Origin of the sequence: Dehalobacter sp., assembly GCF_030063005.1 — a bacterium.
Classification (GTDB): Bacteria; Bacillota; Desulfitobacteriia; order Desulfitobacteriales; family Syntrophobotulaceae; genus Dehalobacter; species Dehalobacter restrictus.
In genome coordinates, this window is record NZ_JAPDHR010000015.1 from 221,295 (window position 1) to 233,395 (window position 12,101).

The following is a 12,101-nucleotide window of genomic DNA, read 5'->3' on the forward strand; positions in this document are numbered from 1 at the left end:
ATTTGACTCAATTAGATCATACAGCTGAATTTCTTAAAGCTTTATATGGTGATTTCGAGTCTGGATATCTTTACCTTTGGACGCTTCCGGACAGAATCACCTGGTGTTTCTCAGTAAGCGAATTAAATACCATGATCACCGCGGCAAAGGCCATCCAGGATGAACGAGACGTCTACTTTGGGCTTGGTAGTTCAGTAAGAAAACTCGAACCTAAGGAGCGGATTAAACCGAAAGACGTTTCCTGCCTACCTGGCCTCTGGATGGACATTGATGTACTAGCTCCTGGTGCCCACGTTCAAAAAGCTTTGCCAACCACACCGGAAGAAGCCCTGGCCATCTTTCCGGATTTTCTTCAGCCTTCAATGGTTGTCTGGTCCGGATACGGACTGCACCTGTACTGGCTATTTAAAGAGCCCTGGATGCTTGAATCTCCGGAAGAGAATTCCCAAGCTGCAGATCTGGAAATCAGGCTGCAGGCTTATGTAAAATTCTTGGCCAGTGAACGCGGCTGGATGTTGGATTCCACTGCGGATCTATCCAGAGTTATGCGGGTACCTGGGACACTGAATCATAAGCTTGAGCCGGCAACGCAAGTCTACATTTACAAAACGGATCCTTCTCTCCGTTATGATCCGTCAACCCTTGAGGAGGATATTCCAGAAATAGATTTTAAGACAACGCTAACGTATCATGGAGACTTTGAGCGCCGGCCGACTGATGCAGTTTCAGATCTGATGATTGCAAACTGCCAGTTCCTGCAGCATTGTCTCATGGATGCCAAGAAGATCACTTATGGAGAATGGCTTTCAATGCTGACAAATGTGGTCAGAGGCACTGATGGGATCCAGAAATGCCATGAGATATCCAGTCATGATACAGATCGGTACCGGCCAAAGGATACAGATTTCAAATTATCTGAAGCTCTTAAAATGAATCCGCACACCTGCGAATATATCCGGGTAACCCATGGATTTCAGTGCCCTGAAAACGGGTGCGGCGTCAAGTCTCCATGCAGCTTCAGCCTGAGCAAAGTCGACCAGGCCCGGGCCAAAGTTAATATGATCGGGATCCCGGATTCTGAAAAAGTTTTTACCGATGAGATCTTGGATGCTTTGTCGATCGTCAAGAGGCAGGACACAGCGCTTTATGCTAAAACCAAGGCCAAATTCAAGGGATCAATAAACCTGCGAGATCTGGAAAATTCGATTAAACAGCGCTCACAGTCGGCCGCAAATTCTGAAATTGATATTCCGGAAACCGGTGAGGAAATAACGGATGCACCTATCCCAGGGATAACCTATCCGGCCGGATATTCAGTTACAGGAAACGGGGTCAATTATGTGAAGCTGACTGAGAACGGACCAAGATATTACCGAGCTTGCGGCTGCCCTACGATCATCAGCGCCAGGCTCTACAACCAGGATACGGATACTGAAAGCCTCAAAATCTCCTATAAGCACATGGGATACTGGCGGGACATCGTGGTACCGAGATCGACGGTAGTGAGCGACAGAAAGATCATCGCCCTGGCAGATAAAGGTCTGGCCGTGAGCTCTGAGGGGGCAAAATACCTGGCCAAATACTTTGATGAATTCTTGTATTGCAATCCACACATTCCGGTACAAAAAGCCGTTTCCAGGTTTGGATGGCGAGGAAAAGAGTTTATCTTTCCTGGCTTATCTCCGGAAATTGAGATCGATGTTGATGACATCGGGACTAAACACGCACTCAAAGGATTTACAACTGCTGGTACCCTGACAGACTGGGCACAGGTAGCAAGCATGGTCCGGAATACCTCTGTCAATGCCAGGTTTATTCTGGCAGCCGGTTTTACGGCGCCGCTTTTAAAACTTTTATCACAAAGGAACTTTATTATTCACAATCACGGGAATTCTCAAGACGGTAAAACAGCCACGCTTTGGCTGTCCATGTCCATCTGGGGAGATCCGGATATAATAATCAGCAGCTTTGACAATACCTCGACATCATTGGAGCGCCGGGCAAGCTTATTTTCTGATCTACCTCTTGGGATCAATGAACGTGAAGTCTTAAGCCAGCTAAAGAAACAGGACCTTTCTGCAACGCTCTACATGTTAGGTGAGGGAAAGGGCCGGGGCCGCGGAGGTAAAACAGGTCTGCAAGAGCTCAATACCTGGCGGACAGTAGTACTGACCACTGGAGAAGGTCCACTTACAACGAACAGCTCCATGGACGGACTAATGACCAGGACTATTGAAATTGAAGGGGGTCCCTTGGCCACGAATAAAGATCTTGCCCGGTACCTGTATGAATTTCTGCCGACCTGCCACGGCAATGCCGGCATTACGTTTCTGAATGGTCTGTTGGCTTCACAACGCGGCGATATTGTAGCTTTTTACCGTAAATCTCAAGGATGGCTCAGAAAGCATTACAGCAGTAAGATAGAAAGCCATCTTGATGCATTGGCTGCAGTAATGACGGCCGACTGGTGCGCGTCCGGTTGGGTCTTTGGACAGGATTGGACAGTTGGTCAGGATCAGGCTTATTTCATGGGCTCAGCAATCGCCGAGAAATTAATTTCCCGCCTGGAAGCAAGTGAGGCAGAGCGGGCCTGGCTGGAGTTTATGGACTGGATTGGGGAAAATCATGAGAAGTTGAGCAGCGTTTATACTAATGCAAAGATTGGCTTCAAGTTTGACGGCGTCATTTATGTTATCCGTCGGGTGGTCAATGAGTTTCTTGCTGGTTACTCATCCGCTCAGAAAATCATCCGGTCATGGGCTGACACAGGAAAAATCCAAATTTGGACAGATCCTACCGGAAAACAACGATTTGACACTCAGAAAAAAATGGGAGGGGCTGTGGTAAGGTGTATTGCGTTCCAGGAAGAACAGGACAATTTATTTCCTAATAGGTAGAATATTCTGACAAAAGGTAACCACTGGTAACCACTAGGTAACCACTCTTTAGAGGGTAGTGGTTACCCTAAAAAATCGCTGAAAGTATTGATAATACTAGACTTTTTATTAAGAAATATTAAGGTAACCACAGTAACCACTATAAAACAATCCCTATAGAAAAGTTTATTATATAAATTTTAATATATATGAATTAATATACATACCCTATTTTTTCAGAGTGGTTACCTCCCCAAAAAATGGTCTCAACCGTTGGTACATCAGTGTTTCAGCGGTAACCACTCCTATTTTCAGAGTGGTTACCTTTTGAGGAAAGGAGATAAATTTCACATGGTAAGCCCTGAATTACAAGTTTTGCTCCTCAGAAAAGTAAAAGCAGATGCCTTAAGTCCAGAGGTCAGGGCACAATATAATCATCAGTATATAGACCTACTGATACAAATAGCCTCTAAAGCAGAACAGGAGGCCCTACCATACTGGGATAATGATATTTGCCTTACGCTTCTGGTTCAATTCCTTAAGAGATTAGCATTTTATTATGAGTTGAATGAGGAGTGGAAAAATTACATTAAATGGCTATTCAATCAGTATGTAAAGCAAATTGATGGAGCTTTCGATTGTGAAGATATTTACACGTTGCAGAAATTATTTTGGGAAATGGCCATAAGGATTAAGCCTACCCAAGAGAATACGATGAGGAGGTAAAGAAAGATGACTACAAAAGGCGAAGCTTTAATCTCTGGCTTAGACCAGATCCGTGAAGGATTAGATATGATTGCGAAGTTAGGAGACGGGAATGACCTGGTTAAAAACATGATCGGATCCCAAGCCGGGGCCCAGCGGCTTAGAAATGTTATGCAAGAAAAAACGTTGGTATTCAACCTGGTTCTCAGTATGGCTGCAGCTAGAAATAGCCGGTTGACAGAAGAGACAGTAAGACGGGTAGTGACTGATTTCCTGGACGTGCTGTTTGATCTGTCAAAGCCTTACAGGGAAGAGACTGAGGACGGGGGTAACAGCAATGGAGATTGAGAACCTTAGAGAACGATTTTGGGAAGAAGCTGACAAGGAAGAAAGTTTTGATCTAGGCGAATTAGCACTATATTATGTTCCTGAACTAGAACATGAGATTAGCGTCCTCAATAAAAGCCTTAAGGAGGCCCATACCGGATACCTGGATCAAATATCTCAGCTACAAGCCAGGTTAACTGACATCAAAAATATGGTTGAACGATTAGAAATTGTATCAGCTGATAAGACAACTAAAGCAAAAGAAGATTGGCAGTACATGGCTTTGAGAGGGCATGAAAACACTTATGCTACTTCTCTGCGTTACGAAGTTTGGAGAGAAGCTGCGACGATGTTTGCGGATTTAGGTGCAGCGATTGATAAAGTCTTAGGAGGTACCGGAAAATGAAAATTTACGTCGCGTCATCATGGAGAAATAATATTCAGCCTAAGGTAGTCGAAGCCTTAAGAAAAGAAGGCCATGAGGTATATGATTTCAAGAACCCACAACCTGGTAGTAATGGATTCCATTGGTCAGAGATTGATCCCAATTGGCAGAATTGGACACCAGATGAGTTTAGGGTATCACTAAGTCATCCGGTCGCAAGAGATGGATTCTACTCGGATATGTATGCTTTGGCAGATTGTGAAGTATGTGTATTGGTACTTCCTTGTAACCGTAGTGCACATTTAGAGGCTGGGTATGCTATCGGAGCAGGAACGCCAACAATCATTCTTTTGGCGGAAGGCCAAGAACCGGAATTAATGTATAAGATGACAACAGCTATATGTGTAAGCATTGATGAGGTTTTATCTACAGTAGCAGACATTGAAGAAATACTTGATGCAGAACGAGCCTGTCATGACCAAGCTTAACACCGCAGACATCCAGGCAATGGTCAGGGCTCCAGACGGTGAAGTACTTGATTGGTTTTATTCAAACATAAAGAAGGAGGGCTCCAATGGCAAAGGTAACCCAGGAAGAAATACAGGAAATAGCAAAAACTGCAGCATTGGAAGCATTAAAGCTGCAAAAAGATGAAGAGCGCCGGCATGATCCTGCAGAGCGAAATTATTTTAGGGAGACCGAGATCTTGTTGTATAATTATCCAGCTTTAAAGCTAAAAGTCGAGCAGGATGAAGAATTCCTTTACAATCCGGAGGCAGAGACAGCGCCAAAGAGTAACTGGTCTAAAGATATTGTTATATTTTCAACCCGGAGCACGGGCAGCCACGGATTGGATATCGATCAGTATACTCAGGGCGTTAAGTCCAGCATGATGAGGACCAGACAAGAAGTGCTGCGGATTGAGCGGGCGCTTGAAACAGTCAAAGATGATCCGTATTATGACATTATTCCGTTCAAGTATTGGGACGGGATGACTATGCTTGAGATAGCGGATAGTTTTCAGTGTGAGGACAAAACAGCTAGGAGACACAAGAACCGATTGGTTAATAAAATTAAAATCATGCTTTTTGGTGCCGATGCGCTAAAGGAAAATGACCGATTGATGACCGATCGATGACCGAAACTGTGTCCTGTACAATACCTTTTTGACCTGTTATAATTTCTATAATGCGAAAAATATAAACGAAGACCGCCCAAATGGACGGTCTTTTTGTATTTAAATTATATTTATTTTATTGAAAGGGCCCCCCTTAAATATAAAAACCTCAATACATCAACCCCTTTCAAACAATATTATATCCTTAAGGACTCAGAATTATACCCAAAACAAACGAAGCAAAGACGGCAGGTGAGGTGATGTGGCAAAAGAGAAAAATCCTCTAAGGGATAAAGCCTTTGAGATCTTCCGAGAGTCAAATGGAAGTATTACCAATCGCGAGATTGCTAATATACTTGAGATACCCGAACGTACCGTCAGCGTATGGAAGCTGCGGGACAAATGGAATGAAAAAATAGATTGTAGTACTTCAAAAAATAAAAACTGTAGTACTACAAAACGAAAACACGGCGGACAGCCGAAAAATAAAAACGCCAAAGGCCATGGGGCTCCGGTCAAAAACAAAAATGCGGAGTCACATGGCTTTTTTAGTAAGTACCTCCCAGACGAGACACTGGAGATCATGCAGGTGATCCAAGAGAAGCACCCGCTGGACATCCTCTGGGAAAACATCACGATCCAGTATGCTGCGATCGTTCGAGCTCAGAGGATTATGAATGTTACTGGCAAAGATGAAATGATTAAAGAGCTTAAGCATGCTGAGTATATACCACTACCGGATCCAGATAAGGAAGGTGGAATAAGACTCAGCCCAATAAAAGAAGAGTATAATTTCCAGTTTGCATGGGATCGTCATGCAACGTTTTTGCAGGCCCAGTCCAGGGCAATGAAAACACTTGAGGGAATGCTTAAGCAATATGATGAGCTTTCCAGATCGAGCCTAGCCACTGAAGAGCAGAAGGAACGGATCAATAAACTCCGGGCTGAGGTTGCCAAGATTAAAGGAGAAGGTGCAGAGATTGAAGACTTAACGGAAACGGATGCTGATATCTATGGCTCAGAAAATAAAAAAGACGATACCATTTAACTTTGGGTATAAGCATAAGGCCTATATTCGGGCATGCGAACAGAGCACCTTCAATTTTGCAGAAGGTGCTGTCAGAGCAGGAAAAACGATAGATAATGTTTATGCCTTTGCCCATGAGCTGAAAACGACTCCGGATAAAATACACCTGGCTACAGGATCCACGGTCGCCAACGCAAAGATGAATATTGGAGATGCCAACGGCTTTGGCCTTGAGTACATTTTCCGCGGTCAGTGCAAATGGGGAAAATATAAGAGCAATGACTGCCTATTCGTTAGGGGTCCGGCTACTGGGGGAAAGCAAAAGGTAGTAATCTTTGCCGGCGGTGCCAAGCAGGACAGTTTTAAGAAAATCCGTGGTAACTCTTACGGTATGTGGATTGCTACTGAAATCAACCTGCACCATGACAATACCATCAAAGAAGCATTCAACAGGCAGCTGGCAGCGCAGCGTAGAAAGATATTTTGGGATCTCAATCCGGATAACCCGAAAGCTCCCATATATGTGGAGTATATTGATAAATATGCAAAGCTTAATCATGAAGGCAAATTACTCGGAGGCTATAACTTCGAGCAATTTACTATTTTTGATAACATCAATATCTCCCAGGATAGGATTAAGGAGATTATCAGTCAGTATGATCCTGAAAGCATTTGGTACAAAAGGGATATCCTTGGCAAGCGCTGCATTGCAGAAGGCCTGATTTACAGGCAGTTTGCAGATAGCCCAGAGAAGTATATTGTCCGGTTCAAGGATCAGGAAGAAAAGCGCAAGTACTGCCTGGATATTGAATTTGTCAGTATAGGAGTAGACTTTGGCGGGAACCGGTCTCTGACAACCTTTGTAGCAACGGGAATCCACAGAAGGTTTACCAAGATTACGGCTCTTATGGATCATCATATTGAAGGCCAAAAGGGCGACATTGACAGCGATAAGGTGAACAGCGAATTTATTGGATTCTATGAGAGATTGCAGGCGGAATACCCGGGAGTATATATCAGATACTGCTTTGCTGACAGTGAGGCCCAATACTTGATTAACGGTCTGATCAAAGCCTGCCGAAAAAAGGGTCTGCCGATCCAGATCGGGGATAGTGCCAAGAATGAGATAACGCAGCGCATTATCTGCGGCAACACGCTCTTAAACACTAACCGGATGTTTATCCATGAAAACTGTGGACTGGTCAGGGGTGGCCTGGAAAACGCTATCTGGGACAAAGAAGCCAGCGAAGAAGGCAAGGATATTCGACTGGACAACTTCAGTACTGATATCGATATCCTGGACGGTTATGAGTACAGCTGGGAGCGCTTCATGAAACAGCTGCTGCCGGATCTAAAAGGAAAGGGGTAAGAAATTATTGAACATATCAGCAGTAATTGACTATCTGAATAAGACATATAAATATGACCTGGCCGGCGATTACTATGAACACATTATGAAATGGAAAGCCTGGTGGAAAGGGTTTTATAAGCCGTTTCATCATTATTCTGAAAGAGGGTATAACGGCAAGCTCATTGAGCGGAAACTCTACACGCTGAAAATGGCCAAAAAGATCTGTGAGGACTGGGCAAGTATTCTCCTGAATGAAAAGACTGAAATCGTGATTGAGGATAAAGCCGGTTCTCAATTTATTTTGGGCAAAGATGAGAATTCTGACGACGGCGTGTTCCAGGAAAACAGTTTCTGGATGAAAGCAAATGAACTGGTGGAGAAAGCGTTCTATTCCGGTACCGGCGCTTTCGTCCTTAGGCTTGAGGATATGAAGGTTCAGGGTGAAAAGATCCTTAGAGACAGTAAGACCAAGATTAGGATTGAATACCTGACAGCCTTAAACATTGTGCCGCTTACCGTTAAGCGCGGAAAGATCATTGACGTGGCTTTCGTCTCGGAAGTGCTGCTGGCTGGTGAGAAGTACGTTTATATTGAAACACATCTGCTTCAAAACGGCAGCTATACGATCCGAAACCAGTATTTCAAGGAGGAAGAAGGTGTCTTTCAGGAAAAACCTCTTCCGGATGGGATACTTCCAGAATTCAGCACAGGCTCGGATGTCCCGCTCTTCGCTATCCTGCGGCCTAACATTGTTAATAACATCGATGAGACAACAGGACTGGGGATTTCGGTATACGCTGACGCCATCGATAACCTTGAAGGCGTAGACCTAGCGTTTAATAATTTCTGTCGTGACTTCAAGCTTGGCGGTAAAAAAGTATTCTTAAACGAGCAGCTGACACAGACAGATGAAAACGGAAATACCTTGACACCTGATGATGTTGCCCAGCAGCTCTTTGTCGGTATGGGAGACGGCTTCATAGATAAAGACGGCAATAACAATCTGATCCATGAATTCAATCCGGCTTTAAGGGTCCTAGAAAACAAAGACGGTGTCCAGGCTCAGCTGGATTACCTTAGTTTTAAATGTGGACTTGGCACGAAACATTATCAGTTTAACGCCGGCAGCATTGTGACGGCCACTCAGTACATGGGAGATAAACAGGAGCTTGTCCAAAACGCCAGTAAGCACTATATAGCGGTTGAGGAAACCCTGAAGAGCCTGGTTAAGTCTATACTCTGGGTTGGCAAAGAAGTATTGGGGATTGGTGTTAATGTTGATACCTTAATTACAGTCAATTTTGATGACAGCTACATTATCGATAAAGAGTCCGAGCGGCTCAGGGACCAGCAGGAGATCCGGGACGGTTTGATGCAGAAATGGGAGTACAGGATGAAGTGGAAAGGTGAGGATGAAGAGACAGCTAAAAAGATGGCCGGGGAGGGGTTGACTGATGATGAGTTAATGAACTTTTCAGGCGGTGGTAAATAATGCTCAGACCTAAATACCTGGAACAACTGCCTGACAACATGGTTGAGCTTTACAGCCAAGCAGAAATGGACATCTTGGCAGACATGGCCCGACGTATCAGCACCTATGATTACTTTATTCCGGCCGCTCAGTGGCAGTATAAGAAAGTCATTGAGATGGGGAATTACCATGGCTCTGTTGTAAAGACTTTGTCTGCGCTTACGGGGAAAACCACAGAAGAGATTGAGTTTCTAATGGCAGAAGCCGGCCAGAAAGCTCTGGCTTTTGACGATTCAATTTATTCCAAAGCCGGACCCGATCCGCCACCCTTGGCGGCCTCTCCCGCCTTGCAGGATATTCTGAGAATCGGAGTGGCAAAGACAAACGGGCTATTCGATAACCTGACCAAAACGACTGCCAATACCGCAACTAAACAGTTTGAGCGCGCCTTGGATCAAGCCTATATGCAGGTTACGTCCGGGGCTTTTGATTATAACACGTCAATCAGGAACGCCATCAAAGGATTAGCAGCGCAAGGGATCGCTTCCGTCGAATACCCAACCGGCAAAGTGGAGTATTTAGAAACAGCCGTCAGAAGAGCTGTGACAACCGGTGTCAATCAAACAGCCTTAAGGCTGCAGGATGCCCGGGCGGATCAAATGGGCAGCGACCTGGTTGAAACTACAGCCCACGCTGGGGCCAGACCAAGCCACGTATTATGGCAAGGTCAGATCTTTAGCCGAAGTGGGAATCATCCCAAATATCCAAACTTCGTTAAGGCTACCGGCTACGGAACAGGCGCGGGGCTAGGCGGATGGAATTGTCGGCATTCCTATTTCCCGTTCTTTGAAGGCTTGAGCGAATCGGCGTATAGCCGGGAAGATCTCGCCGAAATGAATGCTAAGAACATCACCTTCAATGGCGAGAAGATGACCGAATTCGAAGCATCTCAAAAGCAGCGGTACATTGAGCGCCAGATCCGAAGATGGAAACGGGAGTATGTGATGATGGATGCCGCCAAATTCCCGACTGAGGAAGCGGCTGCAAGGCTTGCCGCATGGCGCAGGACTTTAAATGATTTCACGGCTCAGACTGGACTTAAGCGGCAATCGGGCAGAGAACAGATCGCGGGTTTTGGGAAGACCGCGGCGAGTAAAGCCGGCGGGACAGCAAAGCAACAGGCAGCTATCAAAGCCGGGAAATACACATCATCATCCTTAGCGCAAAAGACGACTATTGAAGCTGAAAACTGGGCGCGTCAAACATTAGGGGTACCGGATGTAGATTATCACGGCCAGGATGTTGACATTGCAAATACCGTCAATAGATCTCTTCAGAAAATCTTTAAAGAATATCCCATTCTTCATGGTTTTATTGATGAGATTAAGTTCGATAGTATTCAAGCTGTTGCTCAAGCATCGTTAAGGGTCAGAAATGGGGTTATTCATGCCGGATTAACATTCTCACCCTCAGCGGTAAAAGATATTAACAGCATAAATAAATTGATTGAGCAACAGGTTAAGTTAAAATTCTGGAGCCCTAAAAAAGGTCTTTACGGGTTAACAAAACACGAGGCTGCCCATCTGGCTGAATACGCTGCAACTTTGAAAAAATATGGAGTTACAAAAACCGGCGCAAATATGGCGGATCTCCAATCTGCATTGTCCGCAGTAAAAGCTGGGGAAATATCAGAAATCGTCAAAACCGAAGCCTTGAAGAACTGTAATTTACCATATAATGATGCTATAATTAAAAAGCACCTCTCTGAATATGCAACCGTAAACAGCAAAGAATTTTTGGCGGAAGCTGTTTCTGAGTTTCACCCGCGAAGACTTGCAAAGGAAGCAGTTCGTATATTCAAAGAAATCTTGAGGGGGTTATAGTATGCTTGTTCCGCTTCCGGATGTTTTGTTTGGGGTAGTCGAATTTAAGAATGAACGTCTCGTCTTTAAAGATGGGTATTCGGCAACCGAAGAACAGAAAAATGCATTGGATAAGTTCAACAAAGCCTTGGAGACTGAAACAGTAATTATTGAGGCTTAAGCCACCGGTCATAATTGATCAGGTGGTATTTTTATACCCTCGTCATGAAGCGCTGACGTTTAAACAGGCTTATTTTTTATTGCCTAAAATGCCCTACCCTGTCGGGCTTAAAATTCAGGGCCTGCAGTGCCGGAGTGAACCGGCGTTTAAACCAAATCAGCAGGGAAAGGAAAGGACATGGATTTTTTAAAGGACCTGTTTGGAGACAAAGCACTCTCATTTGATGATTTCAAGAAAGTACTTGAAGGTGCCAAAACAATTAAGCTTGCTAATCTGGCCGATGGCGGATACGTTTCCAAGGAGAAGTTTGACACCAAAGAAACTGAACTGAAGAACATCAACATTCAGCTGACGGAGGCCAACAAGCAGATCGAATCCTTTAAAGGTATGGATGTCGAAGGCATCAAGAAAGCAGCTGATGACTGGAAAACCAAATATGAGACTTCCAAAGCCGACGCTGACAAGGAACTTAATGCGCTGAGGTTAGATAATGCGGTCGAAAGAGCTCTAATGGCCGCAAAGACCAAGAATCCGAAGCTGGCAAAGGCGGCTCTGGACATGTCCCTTATTAAATTGGACGGGGATGCAATCCTCGGATTGAATGAACAGCTTGAAAAGCTCAAAGCGAGTGACGGGTACCTCTTCGAAGACTCAAAATCCGGGGATGATGATCCGAACAAATCCTCATTTAGGGTAAACAGCAGTGGAGAGCATAAGCCCGGGGGCAATCCGGAATATGACAAGATGTCTGATGAAGAGTATTACAAAACCGTCATGGAACCTAAAAAATAAATTTAAA

12 protein-coding genes are annotated in these 12,101 nt (G+C 44.7%); all 12 read left to right on the top strand.

Features of this window, described 5'->3' with window-relative positions; all coding sequences use genetic code 11:
* Positions 1-2 precede the first annotated feature (2 nt).
* The 12 genes from OKX56_RS05645 (at position 3) to OKX56_RS05700 (ending at position 12,094) form a co-directional block, all read left to right on the top strand.
* Positions 3-2,897 (top strand): DUF927 domain-containing protein, encoded by a 2,895-nt coding sequence (locus tag OKX56_RS05645; RefSeq protein WP_287895821.1) that lies wholly within the window; start codon positions 3-5, stop codon positions 2,895-2,897.
* A 330-nt stretch (positions 2,898-3,227) separates the two neighbouring features.
* Positions 3,228-3,602 (top strand): hypothetical protein, encoded by a 375-nt coding sequence (locus OKX56_RS05650; RefSeq protein ID WP_287895823.1) that lies wholly within the window; start codon positions 3,228-3,230, stop codon positions 3,600-3,602.
* Between the two features lie 6 nt (positions 3,603-3,608).
* Positions 3,609-3,929, top strand: coding sequence for a hypothetical protein (locus OKX56_RS05655; RefSeq protein ID WP_287895825.1), 321 nt, complete (start codon positions 3,609-3,611; stop codon positions 3,927-3,929).
* Positions 3,919-4,314: a hypothetical protein gene (locus OKX56_RS05660; protein WP_287895827.1), complete on the top strand. Its 396-nt coding sequence runs from the start codon at positions 3,919-3,921 to the stop codon at positions 4,312-4,314. Before OKX56_RS05655 ends, OKX56_RS05660 begins: the two co-directional genes overlap by 11 nt.
* The gene (locus OKX56_RS05665) at positions 4,311-4,781 is read left to right on the top strand and encodes a TIR domain-containing protein (RefSeq protein ID WP_287895829.1); all 471 of its coding nucleotides are present in this window, start codon (positions 4,311-4,313) and stop codon (positions 4,779-4,781) included. The genes OKX56_RS05660 and OKX56_RS05665 overlap by 4 nt, the downstream gene beginning before the upstream one ends.
* Positions 4,782-4,867: 86 nt before the next feature.
* Entirely contained in the window at positions 4,868-5,431 is a 564-nt protein-coding gene (locus OKX56_RS05670; RefSeq protein WP_287895831.1) for a sigma-70 RNA polymerase sigma factor region 4 domain-containing protein, read from the top strand.
* A 241-nt stretch (positions 5,432-5,672) separates the two neighbouring features.
* Complete coding sequence (gene terS / locus OKX56_RS05675) at positions 5,673-6,458, top strand: phage terminase small subunit (protein ID WP_287895833.1); 786 nt, start codon at positions 5,673-5,675, stop codon at positions 6,456-6,458.
* Positions 6,424-7,806 carry a terminase large subunit domain-containing protein gene (locus OKX56_RS05680; RefSeq protein ID WP_287895835.1) on the top strand — a complete coding sequence of 461 codons (1,383 nt, stop codon included), beginning with the start codon at positions 6,424-6,426 and terminating at the stop codon, positions 7,804-7,806. The genes terS and OKX56_RS05680 overlap by 35 nt, the downstream gene beginning before the upstream one ends.
* 7 nt (positions 7,807-7,813) lie before the next feature.
* Positions 7,814-9,280 carry a phage portal protein gene (locus OKX56_RS05685; RefSeq protein WP_287895837.1) on the top strand — a complete coding sequence of 489 codons (1,467 nt, stop codon included), beginning with the start codon at positions 7,814-7,816 and terminating at the stop codon, positions 9,278-9,280.
* A complete protein-coding gene (locus OKX56_RS05690; RefSeq protein ID WP_287895839.1) occupies positions 9,280-11,142 on the top strand; it encodes a phage minor capsid protein in 1,863 nt (620 codons plus the stop codon). The genes OKX56_RS05685 and OKX56_RS05690 overlap by 1 nt, the downstream gene beginning before the upstream one ends.
* Position 11,143: 1 nt before the next feature.
* Complete coding sequence (locus tag OKX56_RS05695) at positions 11,144-11,302, top strand: hypothetical protein (protein ID WP_287895841.1); 159 nt, start codon at positions 11,144-11,146, stop codon at positions 11,300-11,302.
* Positions 11,303-11,479: 177 nt separating this feature from the next.
* On the top strand, positions 11,480-12,094 hold the full coding sequence (locus OKX56_RS05700) for a phage scaffolding protein (RefSeq protein ID WP_287895842.1): 615 nt from the start codon (positions 11,480-11,482) through the stop codon (positions 12,092-12,094).
* The last annotated feature ends 7 nt before the right edge of the window (positions 12,095-12,101 follow it).